The sequence below is a fragment of the Sulfurimonas sp. HSL-1716 genome (genome assembly GCF_039645975.1).
Taxonomy (GTDB): Bacteria; Campylobacterota; Campylobacteria; order Campylobacterales; family Sulfurimonadaceae; genus Hydrocurvibacter; species Hydrocurvibacter sulfurireducens.
This window is the reverse complement of record NZ_CP147918.1, coordinates 532,307-552,263: the sequence shown is the minus strand read 5'-3', so window position 1 is coordinate 552,263 and position 19,957 is coordinate 532,307. Positions and strand designations below refer to the sequence as shown.

At 41.6% G+C, this 19,957-nt stretch carries 22 protein-coding genes and 1 tRNA gene; 8 read left to right on the top strand and 15 right to left on the bottom strand.

What is annotated here, in order from left to right; all coding sequences use genetic code 11:
- The gene (locus WCY03_RS02925; protein WP_345993497.1) at nucleotides 1–375 is read left to right on the top strand and encodes an HIT family protein; all 375 of its coding nucleotides are present in this window, start codon (nucleotides 1–3) and stop codon (nucleotides 373–375) included.
- On the opposite strand, the gene WCY03_RS02920 is transcribed toward WCY03_RS02925, so the two are convergent.
- The 4 genes from WCY03_RS02920 to WCY03_RS02905 all read right to left on the bottom strand — a co-directional run bounded on the left by WCY03_RS02920 (nucleotide 365) and on the right by WCY03_RS02905 (nucleotide 3,724).
- Nucleotides 365–700 carry a translation initiation factor gene (locus tag WCY03_RS02920; protein WP_345993496.1) on the bottom strand — a complete coding sequence of 112 codons (336 nt, stop codon included), beginning with the start codon at nucleotides 698–700 and terminating at the stop codon, nucleotides 365–367. The genes WCY03_RS02925 and WCY03_RS02920 overlap by 11 nt on opposite strands.
- Nucleotides 697–1,524: a DUF5718 family protein gene (locus WCY03_RS02915; RefSeq protein WP_345993495.1), complete on the bottom strand. Its 828-nt coding sequence runs from the start codon at nucleotides 1,522–1,524 to the stop codon at nucleotides 697–699. Before WCY03_RS02915 ends, WCY03_RS02920 begins: the two co-directional genes overlap by 4 nt.
- A 55-nt stretch (nucleotides 1,525–1,579) precedes the next feature.
- On the bottom strand, nucleotides 1,580–3,196 hold the full coding sequence (locus WCY03_RS02910; RefSeq protein WP_345993494.1) for an ATP-binding cassette domain-containing protein: 1,617 nt from the start codon (nucleotides 3,194–3,196) through the stop codon (nucleotides 1,580–1,582).
- A 63-nt stretch (nucleotides 3,197–3,259) separates the two neighbouring features.
- A complete protein-coding gene (locus WCY03_RS02905) occupies nucleotides 3,260–3,724 on the bottom strand; it encodes a YchJ family metal-binding protein (RefSeq protein WP_345993493.1) in 465 nt (154 codons plus the stop codon).
- A 109-nt stretch (nucleotides 3,725–3,833) separates the two neighbouring features.
- Between WCY03_RS02905 and WCY03_RS02900 the strand changes: the two genes are divergently transcribed.
- The 3 genes from WCY03_RS02900 to WCY03_RS02890 are packed head-to-tail and all read left to right on the top strand — an operon-like array spanning nucleotide 3,834 to nucleotide 9,126.
- Nucleotides 3,834–5,957 (top strand): EAL domain-containing protein, encoded by a 2,124-nt coding sequence (locus tag WCY03_RS02900; RefSeq protein ID WP_345993492.1) that lies wholly within the window; start codon nucleotides 3,834–3,836, stop codon nucleotides 5,955–5,957.
- 14 nt (nucleotides 5,958–5,971) lie between these two features.
- Nucleotides 5,972–8,044 (top strand): phosphate acetyltransferase, encoded by a 2,073-nt coding sequence (gene pta, locus WCY03_RS02895; RefSeq protein ID WP_345993491.1) that lies wholly within the window; start codon nucleotides 5,972–5,974, stop codon nucleotides 8,042–8,044.
- Nucleotides 7,978–9,126: an acetate kinase gene (locus tag WCY03_RS02890; RefSeq protein ID WP_345993490.1), complete on the top strand. Its 1,149-nt coding sequence runs from the start codon at nucleotides 7,978–7,980 to the stop codon at nucleotides 9,124–9,126. The genes pta and WCY03_RS02890 overlap by 67 nt, the downstream gene beginning before the upstream one ends.
- Here WCY03_RS02890 and WCY03_RS02885 read toward each other — a convergent pair.
- Entirely contained in the window at nucleotides 9,102–10,166 is a 1,065-nt protein-coding gene (locus tag WCY03_RS02885) for an SO_0444 family Cu/Zn efflux transporter (RefSeq protein ID WP_345993489.1), read from the bottom strand. The genes WCY03_RS02890 and WCY03_RS02885 overlap by 25 nt on opposite strands.
- Nucleotides 10,167–10,303: 137 nt before the next feature.
- On the opposite strand from WCY03_RS02885, the gene WCY03_RS02880 reads away from it, so the two are divergent.
- Entirely contained in the window at nucleotides 10,304–10,846 is a 543-nt protein-coding gene (locus tag WCY03_RS02880; RefSeq protein WP_345993488.1) for a hypothetical protein, read from the top strand.
- A 77-nt stretch (nucleotides 10,847–10,923) separates the two neighbouring features.
- Entirely contained in the window at nucleotides 10,924–11,781 is an 858-nt protein-coding gene (locus tag WCY03_RS02875) for a PDC sensor domain-containing protein (RefSeq protein ID WP_345993487.1), read from the top strand.
- 7 nt (nucleotides 11,782–11,788) lie between these two features.
- On the opposite strand, the gene WCY03_RS02870 is transcribed toward WCY03_RS02875, so the two are convergent.
- From WCY03_RS02870 to groES, 4 genes are all read right to left on the bottom strand, one after another.
- Nucleotides 11,789–13,639: an ABC transporter substrate-binding protein gene (locus WCY03_RS02870; RefSeq protein WP_345993486.1), complete on the bottom strand. Its 1,851-nt coding sequence runs from the start codon at nucleotides 13,637–13,639 to the stop codon at nucleotides 11,789–11,791.
- Between the two features lie 39 nt (nucleotides 13,640–13,678).
- Nucleotides 13,679–14,131, bottom strand: a complete 453-nt coding sequence (locus WCY03_RS02865; RefSeq protein ID WP_345993485.1) for a hypothetical protein — start codon at nucleotides 14,129–14,131, stop codon at nucleotides 13,679–13,681.
- A 150-nt stretch (nucleotides 14,132–14,281) separates the two neighbouring features.
- Complete coding sequence (gene groL / locus WCY03_RS02860) at nucleotides 14,282–15,916, bottom strand: chaperonin GroEL (protein ID WP_345993484.1); 1,635 nt, start codon at nucleotides 15,914–15,916, stop codon at nucleotides 14,282–14,284.
- Nucleotides 15,917–15,933: 17 nt separating this feature from the next.
- The gene (groES, locus tag WCY03_RS02855; protein ID WP_345993483.1) at nucleotides 15,934–16,194 is read right to left on the bottom strand and encodes a co-chaperone GroES; all 261 of its coding nucleotides are present in this window, start codon (nucleotides 16,192–16,194) and stop codon (nucleotides 15,934–15,936) included.
- Nucleotides 16,195–16,390: 196 nt separating this feature from the next.
- Between groES and WCY03_RS02850 the strand changes: the two genes are divergently transcribed.
- Nucleotides 16,391–16,467, top strand: a tRNA-Met gene (locus WCY03_RS02850).
- A 40-nt stretch (nucleotides 16,468–16,507) separates the two neighbouring features.
- Here the strand turns inward: WCY03_RS02850 and WCY03_RS02845 are convergent.
- The 4 genes from WCY03_RS02845 to WCY03_RS02830 all read right to left on the bottom strand — a co-directional run bounded on the left by WCY03_RS02845 (nucleotide 16,508) and on the right by WCY03_RS02830 (nucleotide 18,814).
- Nucleotides 16,508–16,963: a DUF2721 domain-containing protein gene (locus WCY03_RS02845; protein ID WP_345993482.1), complete on the bottom strand. Its 456-nt coding sequence runs from the start codon at nucleotides 16,961–16,963 to the stop codon at nucleotides 16,508–16,510.
- A gap of 11 nt (nucleotides 16,964–16,974) precedes the next feature.
- Nucleotides 16,975–17,595, bottom strand: a complete 621-nt coding sequence (locus WCY03_RS02840; RefSeq protein WP_345993481.1) for a hypothetical protein — start codon at nucleotides 17,593–17,595, stop codon at nucleotides 16,975–16,977.
- An 83-nt stretch (nucleotides 17,596–17,678) separates the two neighbouring features.
- Nucleotides 17,679–18,452, bottom strand: a complete 774-nt coding sequence (locus WCY03_RS02835) for a hypothetical protein (RefSeq protein ID WP_345993480.1) — start codon at nucleotides 18,450–18,452, stop codon at nucleotides 17,679–17,681.
- A 68-nt stretch (nucleotides 18,453–18,520) separates the two neighbouring features.
- The gene (locus tag WCY03_RS02830; RefSeq protein WP_345993479.1) at nucleotides 18,521–18,814 is read right to left on the bottom strand and encodes a hypothetical protein; all 294 of its coding nucleotides are present in this window, start codon (nucleotides 18,812–18,814) and stop codon (nucleotides 18,521–18,523) included.
- A gap of 132 nt (nucleotides 18,815–18,946) precedes the next feature.
- Here WCY03_RS02830 and WCY03_RS02825 point away from each other — a divergent pair, with 132 nt between their 5' ends.
- Entirely contained in the window at nucleotides 18,947–19,132 is a 186-nt protein-coding gene (locus WCY03_RS02825) for a hypothetical protein (protein ID WP_345993478.1), read from the top strand.
- 76 nt (nucleotides 19,133–19,208) lie between these two features.
- Here WCY03_RS02825 and WCY03_RS02820 read toward each other — a convergent pair whose 3' ends face one another.
- Nucleotides 19,209–19,427 (bottom strand): cold-shock protein, encoded by a 219-nt coding sequence (locus tag WCY03_RS02820; protein ID WP_345993477.1) that lies wholly within the window; start codon nucleotides 19,425–19,427, stop codon nucleotides 19,209–19,211.
- A 201-nt stretch (nucleotides 19,428–19,628) separates the two neighbouring features.
- Entirely contained in the window at nucleotides 19,629–19,952 is a 324-nt protein-coding gene (locus WCY03_RS02815) for an MTH1187 family thiamine-binding protein (RefSeq protein WP_345993476.1), read from the bottom strand.
- Nucleotides 19,953–19,957: the final 5 nt, after the last annotated feature.

The following is a 19,957-nucleotide window of genomic DNA, read 5'->3' as shown; positions in this document are numbered from 1 at the left end:
ATGAAGATCTACGAGGATACCGACTTTTTTATCGAAACCGAAGAAAGCGAAATCCCGTGGCTTAAGATCTTTACACAGATCGAATACAAAGAATTAAGCGATCTGCCCCGTGAAAAAAGACTCAGACTTTTCGAGCTTTACGATATCGTAGAGGTCGAAATGATAAACTACTTCTCCCCCGACAAGATCAATATGGCTTCATTTGCAAATATGCTTCCGCGTGTACACATACATGTAATGGCTAGATACAAAAATGACAGTTATTTTCCAAATCCCATGTGGGGAGAGAAACAGCGTGAAGCGAAGCTCGATCTTGCGAGCTTTGAGCTGTTTTATGAGAGACTGCAAAAAAGGTTAGAAGGTTTTACTTCTTAAATCGAAATCCCAGTTCCTGCAGATTTGATTTCAATCTCTCCTGCACTTCGCCTTGAAACTCCATCCAGCCCTCTTTATATGTTCCGCCGCATGCGAGCTTCTTTTTTAAAGTTTTCACTACATCGTTAGCAGCACTGTCTTCAAGACAAAATTCCCCGACAAGCGTCACGATTTTGCCTCTGCGCTTCTCTTTTGTCAACACCAAAAAATGCTTTTCAGGAGCAAGTATCTCTTTTGCGACCGTGCTTCGGCGCTCTGTTACTTCGCTCCAGCCCTCATCTATCTCCGCACCTATAAAAAGATCCAGCTTTTTTCCTCTGCTCAATCTATGACCTTTTGAGCCAGAATGCTCATCCCTTCATGCTCGTAACTGCCTGCAACTACTTTTGAAAATACGGGATTTTTACAATGGATCCTATTGTCGTAAAGCACTACGATGACCTCATCGCCGCTTTGCAGAAATGTCGTCTCCCCGTACTCCGTGTAACGGGTCGCGCCGATGCTTATTACCAATTCTTGCGGATATGCAGCTTCTTTAATATACTCCAAAACAGGTTCAAGCGGTCCAAAATTTTCTTGGGTATTTATCTGATTTTTTATCCACTCAAGAAGTTTTTCGTAAAAATAACTGTATCCTGTGAGTTCGACATCTTCGCCGTATCTAAAGACATTGCCCCCGCGGCGTAAAAAGCTGCAGATACGGTAGTTGTCCATGATTCCGCCTTCGCTGAAGCTGTCTATCTCTATAAGCTGAGAGCTTATCCCTTTGCTTTGCGCTCCCCAGTTCTTTTTCAGACTGATCTTGGGTGCGTTCTTTCGGAGAGAGGTGTCGTTGTAAGCACCAAAGTGAGTCGGCGTTATCGTATCGATCCTGTCATCTTTGTATGTCAGTCTGCATATAAGAGCGACTTCGGGTTCAGCTTGTACATTCACCTCTTCAGAAGGAAGTTTTATAGTATCGTTTGAGATAGGATATGTTCCTAAGAACGTAGAACCGCCTGGGATATAAAAAGGAAAGACTCCCTTTGGAGCGGCTTCATCCACGGTGATGACATCTTTAAAATCCTCAAGCTCTCCGGCTTGTTTGAGATGAAGTGCGAAGTTTCCCGCTATGCCCAGTCCGAGAAAATTTTTATAATCTTTATTCAAAGAGTTCCTTTATCTATCCTCCGCAAAAAGTTTTACGGAGATATCTGAAATATTTCTAGTTAGCGTACTCGAGAGTTCCGTTATGTTTTGCTTCTGCATACTCTTCGTAAGTACCTTTGAAGTCTATATATTTTCCACCAGGGAAGATCTCGATGATGCGATTGGCAAAGGCATCTAAAAGCTCACGGTCATGAGAGATACAGATAACATTTCCGTCAAAGTTGTAAAGTCCTTCGCCGAGGGCTACGATCGCCTCAAGGTCAAGGTGGTTGCTCGGCTCATCGAGAATCAGGAAGTTCCCCTGCTCAAGCATCATCTTTGAGAGCATCATTCTGTGCTTTTCCCCTCCAGAAATCTTTTCAACGGATTTTTCCTGTTGTTCTCCGGAGAAAAGCATACGCCCAAGACAGTTTCTTATCTCGGAGATATCGCGTTTAGGATCGAATCCTCTGAGCCACTCGTAAAGAGTTCCCGTTCCTTTGATCTGATCGGTCGTATCCTGCGGAAAATAACTCTGCTCTATGGTCGCACCCCAGTGGACTTCGCCGCTCGTCGGCTTGAGCTCTTCCATGATGATTTTACATAAAGTGGTTTTTCCCACACCGTTGCCGCCGATAAGCGCGATCTTTTCGCCCGGCTCGACTCTAAAGGTCATGTCTTTTAACACCTGCAGATCCCCGTAGGAGTGTGAAACGTTCTCGACAAGAAGCGCTTCGTCGCCCATCTGGCGTTTTGGTTTGAACACGATGCTCGGATCACGGCGTGAAGAGGGTTTTATCTCTTCGATGTTAAGTTTTTCAAGCTGTTTTTGACGTGATGTTGCTTGTTTTGCTTTAGAAGCGTTCGCGCTGAAACGGCGCACAAATGCCTCAAGATCCTCTTTTTCTTTGAGTTTTTTCGCGTTATCGGCTTCCATCTGTTTAGCAATAACGTTGGCTGCTATATACCAGTCGTCATAATTACCCGTAAACTCTCTTATCTTTTGATAATCGACATCCAGGATGTGTGTTACGACGGCATTTAAGAAGTGTCTGTCGTGAGAGATAACAACAAGAGTCCCCTCATGACGCTGCAGTTCGTCTTCCAGCCAGCTGATCGTTTCAATATCAAGGTTGTTGGTAGGCTCATCCAAGAACAGGATGTCAGGTTTTGGAAAGAGCACCTGAGCAAGCAGGACCTTGAACTTGTCGGAGCTTTTAAGGCTTGACATCAGATCATGATGATGTTCGGCAGAGATCCCTACGTTTTCAAGTATCTTGGCTATGTTTATCTCATATTCGTACGTAGGATCCTCTTCGACACAGATCATCTCTAATTCTGCAAGACGGTCGTTTACCGCATCGTCTTCAAAATCACCCGTCGTGTAAAGTTCCTCTTTCTCTTTTACCGCATCGTACAGACGCTTGTTCCCGTAAAGAACGGCGTCCATGATCGTATAGTTTTCATACGCAAATTGGTTTTGCCCCAATGTCCCTACTTTGAGTCCCGAACCGATGATGACCTCACCTTCGTACTCTTTGTTCTGACCGCTCAATATGTTTAAAAAAGTCGTTTTTCCGGCACCGTTAGCACCGATAAGACCGTATCTTTTATGACGGTCCAGCTTGATGTTTATGTTCTCAAATAAAATTCTGTTGCCAAATCTCTTTGTCAGATTTACTGTTTTTAACATTATCTTCTCTCTTGTACCGCTATTTTCTGCGGTTAATATTTTGCGATTATATCCAAGTGTAGTTTAATGGCTTGTTAAGTGCTCTTTGCACTTCTTGTATTTTTTTCCAGAACCGCATGGACAGGGGTCGTTTCGCTCTATTTTTGAGTTGATGAATCTGCCTTTGTCATACTCCCAGACTCCTTCGTTTTTTACAAAATCACTTCTTTCATGGAGTACGACTATTTCATCATTTTCAAGATAAAACGCCCTAAACTCCACCACCCCGCTCTGCTCCTTTTGCTCTGTCTGCAATATCTCGAGCTTCAGCCAGACGACATTTTTGCAAAACTCCAAAATGAGAGGAATATCTTCGGTATGTCTGTTCTCTTCTGTCGTACTTTTTATCAAATACTCCGCATCCGCCCTAACGTACGCACTGTAGCGCGAACACATAAGCTCTTCGGCCGTAGCCGCACCTTTTTTGCCCGATATGATTAACCCGCAGCACTCTTCGAACTTTTTGTCCGAACCGCAAAAACATCCCATATACCGATCCATTGATAATTTATTTTTATATAAGCATATCAAAAACAATATTGTAGTAACATTATTCATCATACACCCGTCAAAAAGATACTTAAAAAAGATAATATATATGGAATTTCTTTCAAAACTGAACGTAAACGATGTTTTAAACTGCCTGCCGGACCCTATCCTTATCATCGATACCCTTGGCAACATAAAATTCTGCAACGAATCGTTTTCAAATCTTCTTAATTATGAAACGGACGAGATGCAAGATAAAAATATCATCAACTATCTTATTGACGATTCCATCGTTCAGGAGTGTTTGGTAGAACTGTATGAAAATCATCACTGCCTAGACCAGTCCGCGATCTTCATAACAAAAGACAAAAAACACGTGACCACGACGAAAAACCTGAAGCTGATAAAAATCGACGATGAGGAGTATATCTTCATCAACATAAGAGACGTCAGCAGGATAGAACGCATAAACTATGAACTAAGCAGCTCTAAAAGAGAGCTTGAAGAACGCTCAAAACAACTCTCCGACATGCTTGACGATCATAAGAAACAGATCGTAGAAAAACAGCTTCAGCTTGACGAGATCATCAACATCATAGACGAGATCATCTGGTACATCGATGATAAAACGATGGAAATCAAGTACGTTTCCAATGCTATAGAACACATCTTTGGAGAAAAAAAAGAGGACTTTTTAAACGATGTATCGCTTTGGATAAACATGATCCACGAAGAGGATAAACAAAGCGTCATGAATTTTTTCCATGGCATAAAGCCGAGTAAAGCGGACAGCATCGAATTTCGGATACGAAAAAAAGAGGGGTCCATCAGATGGCTTTCAAGCACGATAACGCATCATCCGTCCTTAAACTTCTTTATCGGTGTCACGCATGATATCACTCAAAAGAAAAAAGATCAGCAGAACATGGAGTTCATGGCCTATCATGACGTATTGACATCTCTTCCAAACAGATCTTTTTTAAAAAACGAGATCAACGCCCTGCTGAAAAGATCACAGATCATCCAACAGAACTTTGCGGTGCTGTTTTTAGATCTCGACAACTTCAAATATATCAACGATTCTATGGGACATGACATAGGTGACGAGCTCCTTGTAAAGGTCAGCCACAGATTAAGCGGAACCATCGGGACAAAAGGAATATGTACAAGGTTCGGCGGCGATGAGTTCGTCATACTCATGCAGATGCAAAACAAAGAAGACATAACCATAAAAGCGCAGCAGATCATAGATTCGCTTACCTCTCCTTTTAAAGTGGAAGATCATGAGTTCTTTATAACCTCCTCCATCGGGATATCGATATATCCAGACGATGCAAACAATGCAACAGAACTGATAAAATCTGCCGATACAGCGATGTATGAATCCAAACTTGCGGGAAAAAACAGATACAGTTTCTTTGATACCGCTATGAACACCAGCGTCAAAGAGTTTTTAGAGGTAGAGACCCATATAAAAGATGCGATCGCACATGATTATTTCGAGCTGTATTTTCAACCTCTTGTAGATTCGTCAACCTCTACGCTATACGGTTTTGAAGCGCTTTTAAGACTTATCCATCCCAAACACGGATCTATACCGCCTGACAAGTTCATCCCTGTTGCAGAAGCGACCGGAGACATCCATAAAATCGGAGAATTCGTGATGCAAAATGCCTGCCGATTCGCAAAACGGGTAAACGAACTCAGTTCACATGAGATATTCGTATCGATCAACATCTCTTCGCGGCAGTTCAAAGAGAGCTCTTTTGCAGAGACCTTCTTAAAGCATGCCGCCGACTACGGCGTCAATCCGAATCTTTTAAAGGTAGAGATGACCGAATCCATACTTATGAACGACATAGCTCTAACCGTAAAAGAGCTTGATCTGCTTTGCAAAGCGGGCGTTAAAGTCGCACTGGACGATTTTGGAACAGGGTACTCATCCTTTGAGTATCTTGCACAGCTTCCCGTAAATACCATAAAGATAGACAAATCTTTTATTATTCCCGTATTTGAAAAAAAGAGCAATGAGCATATCGTCACCGCAATAACTTCCTTGGCGCATGCGCTCAATATGGACGTAACTGCAGAGGGAGTCGAGACAGACAGACATGCGCGATACCTAAAAGAGAATAACGTAGATGTTTTACAGGGCTTTTATTATTCCAAAGCGTTACCGGCGGATGAGATCATAAATAACATAGACGAGTATAAAAACTTGTTCAATCTGTGAAAAGGAGAAGATCGATGAAAAGTATCTATATCGCATCAAACAGCAAAAATGCCGGCAGTCTGCTTGTCACGATGGGGATGATGGATATAATAAGCCGCAAAGTGCAAAAGATAGGTTTTTTTAAGCCGATCATCTCGAATGCAAACGAGCCCGACGCCGATATAGAGTTCATAAGGTCCAGATACAACCTTGACGCCGCATATGAAGAGTGCTTCGGTTTTGACATTCCTCATATCGAGATGATGATAGCCAAAGACAAAACGGATCTGCTTCTTGAGAATCTTATCGAAAAATATAAAGAATTGGAGCAAAAGTATGATCTCATCATCTGTCAGGGCATACAAAAACCTTTTTTAAAACAATCGTTCGATTTTGACATAAATATAAAGATTGCGCAAAATTTCGGAGCTTCGTTCATAGACGTGATAAATGCCAAAGATATGGAAGTAACGGATATCATCGAATCCGTAGAGATAAACGCCAAAAACATCGCGGCGCAAAAATGTTTTCATTTTGCGACCTTCATTAACCGCATCGAGGGTTCCGTCTACGCTCAGCTTGTAAAAGAGCTCCCAAAAGAGAATATCTTTTTGCTTCCCGAATTACAGGAGCTTGATACGCCTACCGTGGGGGATATCATAGACGATCTGCAGGCAAAACCAATAATGCTGGATTTTCATGACAGATCGAAATTGATAAGACAGATAAAGGTCGCGGCTCTTACTCTGAACAACTTTTTAGACCATATACAAGACGGCGACCTCATCGTCGTTCCCGCCGACAGATCGGAAATAATAGTGGGAGTCTTTTGTGCATTGCAGTCAAAAAGTTTTGCCAACATCGCAGGCGTTATCATCCCTTTTGATATGCAGATACATCCCAACATCTTAAAGCTCATAAAGGGCATAGGCGGATTTAACGTCCCTATATTCAGCGTAAAGACGGACACATATACTACGGTTCAAAACATTACCGCAACAAAAGCGAAGCTAAAAGCAGGTGATGAAAGAAAAATAGCCCTATCTCTTGGACTCTTTAATGCCAATGTAGATACAAAGACGATAGAATCAAGAATAGCGCTTAAGACTTCTGAGATCATGACCCCGATGATGTTTGAATATAAGATCTCGTTCATAGCAAAAAACCATAAAAGAAGTATAGTTCTGCCTGAGAGCGAAGACGACAGGATATTAAGAGCGACGGAAATAATCCTGCGTTCTAATCTGGCAGAGATCATACTCTTGGGCGAAGAGCAGACGATACACCAGCGCTCTATGCAGCTTGGAATCGACATATCCAAAGCAAAAATTATAGATCCGAAGATGAGCGGAAAACTACAAAGTTACGCAGAAAGTTTTTATCAGCTGAGAAAAGCCAAAGGCATATCTATCGACAGAGCGTTTGATACGATGCATGACAAAACCTATTTTGCTACGATGATGGTACACTTAGGCGATGCCGATGCTATGGTCAGCGGAGCCGCCCATACGACTGCAGATACCATACGCCCAGCATTGCAGATCATAAAGACACAGCCCGGCATCTCGATAGTCTCAAGCCTGTTTTTCATCTGCCTGGAAACAGAGGTCCTGATATACGCCGACTGTGCCATAAACGAGAACCCGACAGCCGAAGAACTTGCTCAAATCGCCGTATCAACGGCAAAAAGCGCGATAAAATTCGGCATAGAACCAAAAATAGCGATGCTTTCCTACTCGACTGGAAGCTCGGGAAGCGGAGAAGACGTGGACAAAGTAAAGCTCGCTACAAAACTCGTAAAAGAAAGAGAACCCTCTTTGCTGGTAGAGGGTCCCATACAATATGATGCAGCTATCGATAAAGAGGTTGCCAAAAGAAAACTTCCTGATTCAAAAGTAGCAGGACAAGCGAACATCTTTATCTTCCCCGATCTCAATACGGGCAATAATACCTATAAAGCGGTACAGCGTTCCACCGGGGCCATCGCTATCGGCCCAGTACTGCAGGGACTGAACAAACCCGTAAACGATCTCAGCCGAGGATGCAGCGTCGTGGATATCGTGAACACGGTAGCGATAACCGCTATACAAGCGGGGCAGAACAGTTGAAAGCGCTTATCTTAAACTCCGGAAGCTCCTCCATAAAATATAAGATATTTGACATGGAATCCGAAAATATCCTTGACAAAGGGATCATAGAGGAATTAAAAGGCAACCGCCACAAAGAGCTCGAAAAGATTATAAAAGGTATGGAAAAGATCGATTTTATCGCTCACAGGGTTGTTCATGGAGGAGATTCTTTCAAAACAGCCACGATCATCGACGATGCGGTGATAAAAGAGATAGACGCCCTCTCACATCTTGCCCCTCTGCACAATCCTGCAAATCTCGACGGTATCCTTACTGCAAAACAACTGGCTCCTGACGTCTTGCAGATAGCCGTTTTTGATACGGCCTTTCATGAAGATATGGAGCCTTGGGCATATATGTATGCCATGCCTCAGGAACTCTATACAAAATACAGTATCAGGCGTTACGGTTTTCACGGGACTTCACACAGCTATCTTTTAAAAGAGTGTGCAAAGCTTCTGAACAAAAAAACAGAGGAGACGAACCTCATCTCGCTGCATCTTGGAAACGGTGCAAGCGCCAGCGCCGTGAAAAACGGAAAATCTTATGACACCTCCATGGGTTTTACACCGCTTGAGGGACTTGTTATGGGAACCAGAAGCGGTGATTTCGATCCCGCCATACTTTTGTATCTTTTAAAACTGGGATTTAGCGAACAAGAGCTTGACGATCTTGTAAATCAAAAAAGCGGTTTGCTGGGGCTTTGCGGCAGCAGCGACCTCAGAGAGATATTAAACAGAGACGACCATGATGCCAAACTGGCGCTGGAGATCATGAGCAAACGGGTAAAAAAATACCTCGGTGCATACGTCGCCGTTCTCGGGCGTGTCGATGCCATCGTATTTAGCGGGGGCATCGGAGAAAACAGTCCACAAATAAGAAAAATGATACTCGAAGGGCTTGATGAAGCGTTTGATATACTTTTGGACGATGAAAAAAACAGCCAAACAGTAGCGCGGACGGCTTTGATCTCAAAAGAGAAAAGCCGTATCCCTCTTTACGTGATCCCTACCGATGAAGAGATTGAAATCGCACATCAGGCCTTTGCTCTTTTAAGATAGGTCTTCGTCATAAAATAAAGAATGAACATCCACATAACAATACTGCTCAAAACGGATATCATCCCCGCTTCTTCGTTCATATGTAAAAGCGATTTCGGGTTTATCTCAAAAGAGCTAAAGAGATGATCCAATCCAATCCCAAAGGCCAGACTTCCAAGAACGATACTCGCCAGATAGATGTAAAGCGAACGTTTGTCCAGCATATTTTTAACCACGCCTATCGTCACCGTGTTTGTTGCAGGCCCCGCACTTAAAAATACGAACGCGGCTCCCGCACTCACACCCGAGAGCATCAATGCCGCGGCGATGGGCAGCGAAGAGGTGGCACAGACATACATCGGCACCGCGATGGCGATCACTATCGCATATGAAAGCCAGGAGTGTTCGCTCAGGATATCACTCAGGTTTTGAGGGATAAGCGAGCTTATCAATGCGCCGATGACAAGACCCCAAAACAAAGGCTTTGCTATATCGCCAAGCAGTGTCACAAAGCCGTATCTCAGAGCTTTTTTCATAGAGAATTTCGCTGTTTTATCTGATGAACTGCAGCATGCCGAGGTCGTGCAGCAGCTCTGCTCTGCGGGTTTGTTCACAGAAAGCGAGAACTTCGGTTTTACCACCTCTTTTTCTTTGTCAAAGAGATTGCTCAGTATCCCCGCCGCCATGGCCACTATCATCGAGGTAAATACTCTGTACAGTGTAAACGCCCATCCAAACATCCCGTAAGTCGCCAAAATGGAATCCACTCCGGTTATGGGCGTCGATATCAAAAATGAAAGAGTCGCCCCGCGGCTTGCCCCGCTCTTTTTGATGCTCGCTGCAAGCGGGATGACGCCGCATGAACATACGGGAAGCGGCACACCAAAGAGCGTAGCTTTGATGACCGAAGCAATACTCTCTTTTCCCAGATGCTTTGTCACCAAAGTCTCAGGGACGCTCTCATGCAATATTCCTGCAAACAGAAGTCCAAAAAGGATGTATGGCGCCATAGCATTGCTCAGATCGACAAGCGAATTTATAAAAATAGATAGATACTCCATATGCAGGGCCTTTTTATTAAAAAGTGATTGTCGTACATTTGTACTTCGAGAGAGCTAAATAAAAAAAGCTATCAATTTTACTAAAAGATTCTATTACCGATTTACTTTGTATATTAGTGATTCTAAAAAGGACAACAATGCAGATAAACTCCAATATAAAGCAGGCGGATCTGTACAAAAAGTACGAAGAGATAAAGATCAAAAAACAAGATGAGATAAAAAGCAGTTTTAGCGACTTAAAGTCAAAGCTTCAAAAAAATTCGATGAGCTACAGTGCGGTTTCCATAGATGTCCAATCCAAAATAGCAAATAACGAAAAGAGTACTTTGGATATCAATCAGGAGGATTTTCAGAATTTTTTAAAAGATATAGGCTATAACGGTAAGAACATCGCTTCACTATCGCAGGAGGAAGCAAAAAAACTTGTAAGCGAAGACGGTTTTTTCGGTATCGCTCAAACCGCGGACAGAATAGCCGGTTTTGTGCTAAACGGCGCAGGGAATGATGAAAAACTTCTTAGAGCAGGACGCGAGGGAATACTACAGGGTTTTAAAGAAGCCGAACAGATATGGGGAGACAAACTTCCCGATATAAGCTATAAGACGATCGACAAAGCTCTCGAAGCAATAGATAAAAAAATGAACGAGCTCGGTTTTTCCCTTATAGACAAAAATGCTTAATTTATAATCAATAAACTGTATATATATTCTTCATACTAAATTATAATTTGTTCGTCAATTATAGTTAAAGGCTCAAAATGAAAGAATATATCGAAATATATAACAACAACAAAGAGAAAATAGAAAGCATCCTTGAAGGAAGTATAGAGAGTCTTAAGCTCAGCAACGAGGCTGAAAACTACTATCAAAAACTTTTTGCCACTTTTCCCTCCTTGGAGGTGGTGTATACGGTAGATGCGGTATCAAAGATCCAGACATCGGCAAATATCTACAGTAAATACAATGACGACAGCCAAAGAGATAAAAGCAGAAGCTATCTGATAAACAAACTCGAAATAAAAGAGAACAACTTCGCTTTTACGGCTCCCTATCAAAGCGCTACAACGGGAACTCTTTGTGTAACCGTATCGAAAAAAGAGGGAAACAAGATAATCTTTATGGATTTTGTCTTAGAGAAACTACTGGAGAGACTCGGACTGATCGAAAAGCATATATATTTTAGCAAGGTTATCAAGGCATTTTATCTTATCGCAGGTTTTTTCATGATGATCCTCTCGACTGCTGCGATCATATACGGCGGATTCGACTTTCTAAAAAACATCTTTCATGAAAGCCTGAACATCGATGCTATTTTTAAGCCGGTGATCGCAACGACACTCGGACTCGCCATCTTCGATCTGGCAAAGACCATTCTCGAACAGGAAGTCTTCTTTAAAAGTTATTCGAAAGATTCAAAGATCGAGATAAAAGTGCTGACAAAATTTCTTATCACCATCCTGATAGCACTTTCGATAGAAACGCTGATGGTCGTCTTTAAGATCGCGATAGAAAACTATGACAAAATGGTAAACGCTCTATACCTGATGGGAGGGATATCGTTCATTATCACGGCACTTGCCGTATTGATCTTTTTGACCAGAAGAAGGGCGGTATGAGGCTGCATTAAGAAAAATAGATCGGAAGGGTTATAACAAACTCTGCACACGAAAGGTCATGATCCTTGTATCTATACTTGACGTTGTGCGCCGATATCGTTCCGTTTAACTGCTGCGTGATGATCGAATACGTAATATATAGACCCAGTCCGGTCCCTTTGGATTTGTATTTTGTAGTAAAATAAGGTTCGAAGATCTTTTCTATCGTCTCACTGTCGATACCCCCGCCGGAATCTTTTAACGTAATGACTATCTTCTCTTCATCACATCTGAGATCGATAAAAAAATATCTCTGCGCCGTACCGTTTTCGATGATCGCGTCTTTGGCATTATTATAGATATTGAGCAAAGCCTGTATCAAAAAATTCTCATTGTGGGTGATAACACACTCTTTCATACTCATGATCATCTCGATGCCGCTGCTTTTAAAGACCTCTTTGGTCAGTTCGTTCACTTTGCCGATAGTATCTTTTATATTAAACGATGCAAAATTTTCACTGTTTGGACTAAAATAGTTTCGAAAATCATCGATCGTCTGCGACAGGTATTCTGTTTGCAGGTTGATATCGTTACTGATTTTTAGAAAATCCTCGTTTTTCATCTCTTTGCCTAAAAGCAAAGCGGTCTCGATCTTTGCCGTGCTAAGCGAGATGACATTTAGAGGCTGTCGCCATTGATGAGCAATATTACTGAGCATTTCGCCTATGGCAGCTATTTTGGACTGTACGATAATGATCTTATTTTGCTTGTCTATCTCCTCTTTTTGATCGGCTATCGTCTGTTTCAGATGGCTTTGAGTATGGATCCATCTTTTTCTGAGACTTATGAACAAAAGAATGAAGTTCAAACTTATCAGCAGCAGTATGAAAATGATCCCTATAAACCATATATCCCTATATTTCAGTTTAAATGCAAGTTCCGTAGGATGGTTATATTTGTATATAAACGTGTCCAGATCTATATTTTTCGTAACTATTCCCAGTACTTTGTAAACCTTTACGATATCGTTTAGCTGGTTTCTGTCCAAATAACCTAAAGGCGTATCTTTTTTTAAAGCTAAATGCTTTAGCACTTCCCCCTCTTTTATCAGCTCGATCAATGTTTTGTGCTGCGTATTGTAATGGTTATGTATGATCTCCGCAGTCTGTGAGATATGATCGAAGGCATATCTCCAGCCTTTGATGCTGGCTTCATAAAAATCTTTTGTCAATTTCGGATTATTTTTTATGAATTTAGAAGAGGTGAAAAGGATATCGCTGTAAAAATAAAACCCGTAATCTTTCGGATCGAAGATCTTATACCCAATCCCTTTCTCTTCCATCCTGATAGGTTCATTGGATATATAAGAAGCCATAGCATCGGTTTTTTTGTTTATAAGGTCATTTAGATTAAAACTATGAGGTATTATCTTGATATCTTTTTGAGCTATGCCGTTTGAAAACAGCATGGCCATAATCGATGCCGTGTCCTTGGCGTCGTTTGTCATCATGATACGCTTGTGCATAAGGTCTTTTACGGAGCTGATATTGGCATCGTCTCTTGTCAGCAGGATCAAAGGAGATTCTTGAAAAATAGAGCCAAGAGCGACGACGTCTTTGCCGTTTATCTTGTCGATCAGCAGGGATGAACGCCCTACGGCGAAGTCGGCTTTGCCTTTTTGGATGACGCTGGAAAGATCTGTGTCGTTTTGAAACTCTTTGATATCGACATCAAGACCTACATCTCTGTAAAACCCTTTCTCTTTTGCCACATAATACCCGGCAAATTGAAATTGATTCAGCCAGCTCAGCTGTAAAACCACTTTTTGAGCTGCAGAGAACGATACCGCCGCCAACAGGATTAAAATTATTTTTTTCATATCGACAATTTTATCCTATAAACGGCGGATTTGCAGATTTTACGACAATACTTGTGTTATTTTTTGATTCTCCAAACTGATCTTTTGAATCTTTTTCAAACTATCTTCATCCAGTTTGAATCTGTTTGTTTTTTGCAAAAGGGCTATGATATCGTCATATGAACTTAAATTTACTTTTTTTTCAAACAGAGCGCAGTCACTTATGTACCTGACGATATCTTCGTTTTTTATCTCTTTGAAATGATCCATGATGTTTTGTGCCATGAGAGAGTTCGTATGTTCATCTCCGTTTAGCGATCTTAAAACTTTTTGATTTGCGGTCTCTTTTTCAAGACCTCTTTTATAAAGACGCATACTCGCGGCGCTTGAAAGAGTGTTTATCGTATTTTTATTTGTATCTATCTCCCGGATCGTTCTTACTCCGGCCGGTAAAACGGAAGCAAACGCAATGTTCGTCATCAAAACCGTGACTATTAATATTTCTCTTTTCATATCTTAAATCCCTTTTATAGATTAACGCAAAAACCATTGTAATGAATCAAAGACAACCAAATACAAATAAAGTAAAAAATTTTGCATGTTGTGTAGTTTTAAAAATCCTCTTCAAAAAGAAGAGGAAAAGAGGTCTTGTAACCCCAAAGGTTACATCATACCCGGCATGCCGCCCATACCACCCATACCGCTCATATCCGGAGCCGGTTTTTCTTCAGGGATCTCAAATATAGCCGCTTCGGTCGTAAGAAGCAGGCTTGAGACCGATGTAGCATTCGTAAGTGCGACACGTTCGACTTTTAGAGGATCGATAATCCCCGCATCGAACATATCCACATACTCACCCGACGCGGCATTGAAGCCCACGTTTTTGTTATCCGCATTCTCTATTGCATTGACTACGACACCTGCATCGTATCCTGCATTGACCGCTATCTGTTTTACAGGAGCTTTTACGGCGCGAAGGATGATCTCGCAGCCAATCTTCTGATCTCCTGCAAGTTCGAGTTTGACATCTAAAGCAGCACGCACTAACGCAGCTCCGCCGCCGATGACGATACCCTCTTCGACTGCTGCTTTCGTAGCAGAAAGTGCATCGTCCACACGGTCTTTTTTCTCTTTCATCTCAGTCTCCGTCGCCGCACCGACTTTGATGACCGCTACACCGCCGCTGAGTTTTGCCAGACGCTCTTGAAGTTTCTCTTTGTCGTATTCGCTGGATGTCGATTCGATCTGAGTTTTTATCTCCGAGATTCTCATCTTCACGGCTTCGCTGCTTCCCGCACCGTTTACAATGACAGAGTTGTCTTTGTCTATTACGACGCGCCCCGCCTGACCCAGATGCTGGATGGTCGCACCTTGAAGCGTATGTCCCGTTTCTTCGGAGATCACCGTACCGTTTGTAAGAACTGCGATATCTTGCAGCATAGCTTTACGGCGGTCGCCGAATCCCGGAGCTTTCACGGCAGTGATGTTCAATACGCCGCGGAGTTTGTTCACGACCAGCGTAGAAAGAGCTTCACCCTCTACATCTTCGGCAATGATAAGCAGCGGACGGGAAGTTTTTTGCACCTGCTCTAAAACAGGTAAAAGATCTTTTAAAGATGTGATCTTTTGGTCACTCAGCAAGATATACGGCTGTTCTATCTCTGCCGTCATCTTTTCGGTGTTGGTTATAAAATACGGGCTAAGATATCCGCGGTCAAACTGCATACCTTCGACAACTACAAGCTCGTCGGAGATACCTTTGGCTTCTTCGACCGTGATGACGCCGTCTTGACCGACTTTATCCATCGCTTCGGCTATCATATCGCCTATCTGTGTATCCGAGTTTGCGGAGATCGTCGCGACCTGTGCTATCTCTTTTTTGTCTTTTACCGATTTTGATGCTGCTTTGAGATTTTCCAAAATAGCTTCGCATGCTTTATCCATACCGCGTTTTACTTCGATAGGATTCGCACCTGCAGTGATATTTCTAAGCCCCTCGCTAAAGATGGCATTTGCCAAAACGGTAGCCGTAGTAGTACCGTCACCCGCTTCATCCGCAGTTCTTGATGCAACCTCTTTTACAAGCTGTGCACCCATATTTTCAAGTCTGTCTTGAAGTTCGATTTCGCGTGCTACGGAGACACCGTCTTTTGTTATGACAGGACTTCCGTAGCTCTTTTGGATAAGTACGTTGCGTCCGCGCGGCCCCATCGTAACTTTTACCGCATCGCAGAGCTGTGCGACGCCTTTTGCCAATTTATTACGTGCTTCGTCTGAAAAAACTATATCTTTTGCCATAAAAACTCTCTCCTAAATTATTTTATTATTCCAAAAACGTCATCAACGTCAATAACTACATACTTAGTGCCCTCAAGAGACAACTCGTTACCGCTGTATTTACCAAACACCACGGTATCACCGTTTGAGATACTTTTTACTTCGCCGCTGACTGCAACGACCTTGCCTTGAGACGGCTTCTCTTTTGCATTATCCGGGATTATTATACCAGTGGATGTTGTACTAGCCTCTTCCGTACGTTCAACTAAAATACGATTTCCTAGTGGTTGAAAATTCATATGTCCTCCTAAATAATTTTTTGAAATTCTACAAGATAAAGGTAAAAATGTCAATATACATTGAGCCGATACAGCTAAACTATATTTACTATAAAGGACTATACTTTTTTAACATCAAGACTGTTTCAAAAAAAGAACCCGTCTTTTAAGATTTCTAAAGGTTTGGTAATATATAATTCTGCCTCTTAAAAAGAATGTCAAGGTAGCTCAGCTGGTTAGAGCGCTGGTCTCATAAGCCGGAGGTCGAGAGTTCAAGTCTCTCTCTTGACACCATTCAAACTTTCATGACGAAAATCACTCTATAAAACGATTCTTATTTTTTATCCGGTTTGGCTATCGAGTCGGGAAGTTCTATCCAAAGCGCTTTTAGAGAGAGTTCAAGATCATATATAAATAAAAAAAGTGCCCAGATCAAGCTGATAATGCTTGCAATGAACAGCGCGACGATGAGATAACCGATATTGATCTTAAACAGAGCGGACCAAAACAGGCCGATGATAATAAACGAGACGAACAAAACGCTCAGTACGGCCATAAAGTTGCTGCCTCTTATCACTTTTGCCCTTATTGTAAGTATCTTGAGTTCGGATAAAATACGGTGAAGATCTGCGCCCGAAGCACTGCGGTACTCGACGGAGAGTTGGCGTGTTCTGTCGATGATACGTCCAAAACGATTGGTAAGGCTTAAGATGATCAGACCGACGCCGGAGATAAGGATGACCGGTCCGATAGACAGCTGCAGGGTGGAAACAAGATCGCTAAGCACCATAAAGATCCTTTTTATATCGGTTTATGACCGCTTTGAAGCAGATTTACGACTTTGAGAGTGACATAGAACGCTTTGTCTTTTTCAAACATAGTCAGCTTTGTATCGATAGGCATTTTCTCTTTTACCAAAGTTCCCTGCAAAGAGTGAAGCACATGGACGTAATTTTGTTTCATAGGCAGAGTGATCTGGTCTATGTGGTCTTGTTGGACTATGTCGGCCAGCAGTTTCATCACGCAGTAGTACGCTTTTTTGTTTATGGAGCGCTGTATCAGATAATCGCGCATCAGCTTTATGTTTTTCTCCAGAACCTCTTTTTCTTCGTCGTTGAGTATACTGTTTTCATGCGTTCTTTGCAGATTTTCCTCTATTTCGTCTTCTACGTTATTGTTTGTCCTGTCCATAAGGTCTGAAAAATTCGGACACCGTTTTTGCAGTATATCCAGCATCTCTCTATCCGACAATGAAACATCAAGCAGATGATCATACGTCTTATTTTTTATATAGTCATGATCGAGCGCTTCTACGAGCTGCAGCGCTATGTTCAGATATACGTATTTATCCTCTTTATTGCTGTCAAAATGTATACTTGTATGAGAAATGACGGGTTTTGGGCCTACATATTTTACTTCCATAGTACAACCTTTTAGATTAGTGGATTAAACGTGCAGTTAATAATAACATAAACTTTACATTAGGTCGCTATATTTTCTATGTCCTATCTGTAAAATATTTTTTTTCTATAGTGGTTTATCTTCTCGTAGTTTATCTCTAAAAACAATGCGATTACAAGCACTGTCATAAAAAACGAAGAAGCGCCGACAGTTCCCAGATTTAGCCCGCCGTGATCTATCGGCTTTGTAAGCAGGTCTCCAAAAGTCGCACCAAAAGGTCTGGTAAGCACGAAAGCCAGCCAGAACAGAAATACTTTGGAGATTTTTGTATAGTAGTTCATCACTACCAGACTGATCAAAACGAGTGATATAAGCGTGGCGCTTTGCACAAAACCTATGTTCAAGTCATCGGCCAGAAAATCTCCCGCAGCTGTGCCTAACGTATTTGCGATCAAAAAGGCTATCCAGTAATACACTTCCGAAGAGGTCGTATATATCTTTTCAACCGACAGGGATCTGTCTTTTTTATGCCAGACATAAAGAACGATACCCAGCAAAGATACCAAGATCAAAGAGCCCACGCTATATCCCAGTTCAAGCGTCCTGTCTATAAAATCGGATATTGCCGTCCCTGCGATCGCCGTAGCGGTAAAAGTCAGCCAGTATGTGATGGGTTCATATCTCTTAAGCGAAAGCTTGATTGCAAAAAAAAGTAAAAAAATCGTCATAAAGATCATGATAGTAGCAGCATATCCAAACTGAAATGTCATCGAGAACATATCGGCTCCTGTTTCTCCAAGAGTGGTGGAAGCTATTTTGATTATCCAGTACAATATAATGATCTGAGGCACTCTTGTATCTACAATCTCTTTTCTCATCTTTGTTCCTATTCATAATTAACGAACCAAAACAATAACTTAAAAAAGAAAATAGATAGAAAAACGCCCTATTTTGCTGTTTCTTTATCCGTTGTCTGCCTGTTTTCTTTTTTCTTTTTTGCGAATCCGGAATTTTTTTTACTTTTTGGTTGAAGCTCAAGTTTTTGAACGAGGGTGCGGTAATCGATCTTGTTCAGGTTCATATGTGCAAAACAGCTCGCTACGACAGCGATGGTATTTGGCACCTCTCCCTTTTTTTTATAGGATTGAAGATTTTTTTCGCTTACTCCGATAAGCTTGCTGAATTTAGGCAAAGTGATGTCGGCATCAAGCAAAAGTTTTTTAAATTCGATAAAGGTCATTGTCTCTCCTGATGATACAAATTATAGCTAATCTCTATATAAAGTTGACATATATCCATATATTCTATACAATAGTAATATTATATTACTATTTTTTGGTGATGTGATAAAAAATCTCAAAAGGATATGGCAATGGCAAAAGCTCTAAAGAAAAAAGAGGTCAAAAAAGTTGTAAAGAAAGCGGCAAAAAAAGTGGTTTCGAAAAAGAAACTTAAACCTGTTGCAAAGCAAGCTGCAAAAATAGTACTGAAGAAAAAGCCTGCAACTGCAAAAAAAGCGAAAAAAGCCGCAAAAAAAGCTCTTAAAAAAGTAGTCTGATTTTTTGTGCGTTATGATTTAGAATGTGAGGGTAATGCGGTAGAAAATCGAGCGGGGAGACCCACTCACAAAAAAGTTACAGTGCTGTAACGTTTTCTGCTTGCGGACCTTTTTCACCTTGTCCTACTTCGAAAGTCACTTTTTGACCTTCGTCTAGTGATACACGGCCGTATCCGTTGCTGTTGATCTGACGAAAGTGTACAAATACATCTTTTCCGCCGTTTTCTTGTTCGATAAATCCGAAGCCTTTTTCACTGTTGAACCATTTAACTGTTCCGTTTACTAATGTTGCCATTGTTATACCTTTTTGTTTGAATACACCCTGTTTCCAAAGTGGTCGAAAATCTAATATGAATTTTATTTTTAGGTGTTTTTAACTGTCAACCGGAAGTCATCAATATAAAGCAGGCCAAAGATATAACTCGAATCATCTTTTGTTAAAAAGAGTATAGCTGAATAAAGGACAAAGCACAAGGAAAGATAAAAATTCGCTTGATTATGTGTTTATTTCCCTGTTTAAATTCCTTTTTACCGATTGTATTTTTGTTTTCAGCCTGTTCTTTGTATTTTTTCTGATATCGAATTTTAAAGAGGAGTAGACTCTTTCGCATCCTTCAAGCTGTTCATATGCCAACTCGATGATATTCAACGCTTCTTTCATAGTATCTGTCTCCACCACGGTACCCATCGGCGTCAGTTGATAGTTTACACCCGACTTGTCTATGGCATCTATGACCCGGCTTACCTGTTTGGACACCGAAGCCCCTTCTCTGCACTCATCGGATGTTGGAAACATACTAAACTCTAACAAAACACTCATTTATG

Excerpts from the sequence above, each read along its gene's own strand:
- WCY03_RS02925 (WP_345993497.1), top strand. The coding sequence starts at position 1 with ATGAAGATCTACGAGGATACCGACTTTTTTATCGAAACCGAAGAAAGC.
- WCY03_RS02910 (WP_345993494.1), bottom strand. The coding sequence starts at position 3,196 with ATGTTAAAAACAGTAAATCTGACAAAGAGATTTGGCAACAGAATTTTA.
- WCY03_RS02905 (WP_345993493.1), bottom strand. The coding sequence starts at position 3,724 with ATGGGATGTTTTTGCGGTTCGGACAAAAAGTTCGAAGAGTGCTGCGGG.
- WCY03_RS02900 (WP_345993492.1), top strand. The coding sequence starts at position 3,834 with ATGGAATTTCTTTCAAAACTGAACGTAAACGATGTTTTAAACTGCCTG.
- pta (WP_345993491.1), top strand. The coding sequence starts at position 5,972 with ATGAAAAGTATCTATATCGCATCAAACAGCAAAAATGCCGGCAGTCTG.
- WCY03_RS02890 (WP_345993490.1), top strand. The coding sequence starts at position 7,978 with ATGCAGCGTCGTGGATATCGTGAACACGGTAGCGATAACCGCTATACA.
- WCY03_RS02885 (WP_345993489.1), bottom strand. The coding sequence starts at position 10,166 with ATGGAGTATCTATCTATTTTTATAAATTCGCTTGTCGATCTGAGCAAT.
- WCY03_RS02880 (WP_345993488.1), top strand. The coding sequence starts at position 10,304 with ATGCAGATAAACTCCAATATAAAGCAGGCGGATCTGTACAAAAAGTAC.
- WCY03_RS02875 (WP_345993487.1), top strand. The coding sequence starts at position 10,924 with ATGAAAGAATATATCGAAATATATAACAACAACAAAGAGAAAATAGAA.
- WCY03_RS02870 (WP_345993486.1), bottom strand. The coding sequence starts at position 13,639 with ATGAAAAAAATAATTTTAATCCTGTTGGCGGCGGTATCGTTCTCTGCA.
- WCY03_RS02865 (WP_345993485.1), bottom strand. The coding sequence starts at position 14,131 with ATGAAAAGAGAAATATTAATAGTCACGGTTTTGATGACGAACATTGCG.
- groL (WP_345993484.1), bottom strand. The coding sequence starts at position 15,916 with ATGGCAAAAGATATAGTTTTTTCAGACGAAGCACGTAATAAATTGGCA.
- groES (WP_345993483.1), bottom strand. The coding sequence starts at position 16,194 with ATGAATTTTCAACCACTAGGAAATCGTATTTTAGTTGAACGTACGGAA.
- WCY03_RS02845 (WP_345993482.1), bottom strand. The coding sequence starts at position 16,963 with ATGGTGCTTAGCGATCTTGTTTCCACCCTGCAGCTGTCTATCGGACCG.
- WCY03_RS02840 (WP_345993481.1), bottom strand. The coding sequence starts at position 17,595 with ATGGAAGTAAAATATGTAGGCCCAAAACCCGTCATTTCTCATACAAGT.
- WCY03_RS02835 (WP_345993480.1), bottom strand. The coding sequence starts at position 18,452 with ATGAGAAAAGAGATTGTAGATACAAGAGTGCCTCAGATCATTATATTG.
- WCY03_RS02830 (WP_345993479.1), bottom strand. The coding sequence starts at position 18,814 with ATGACCTTTATCGAATTTAAAAAACTTTTGCTTGATGCCGACATCACT.
- WCY03_RS02825 (WP_345993478.1), top strand. The coding sequence starts at position 18,947 with ATGGCAAAAGCTCTAAAGAAAAAAGAGGTCAAAAAAGTTGTAAAGAAA.
- WCY03_RS02820 (WP_345993477.1), bottom strand. The coding sequence starts at position 19,427 with ATGGCAACATTAGTAAACGGAACAGTTAAATGGTTCAACAGTGAAAAA.
- WCY03_RS02815 (WP_345993476.1), bottom strand. The coding sequence starts at position 19,952 with ATGAGTGTTTTGTTAGAGTTTAGTATGTTTCCAACATCCGATGAGTGC.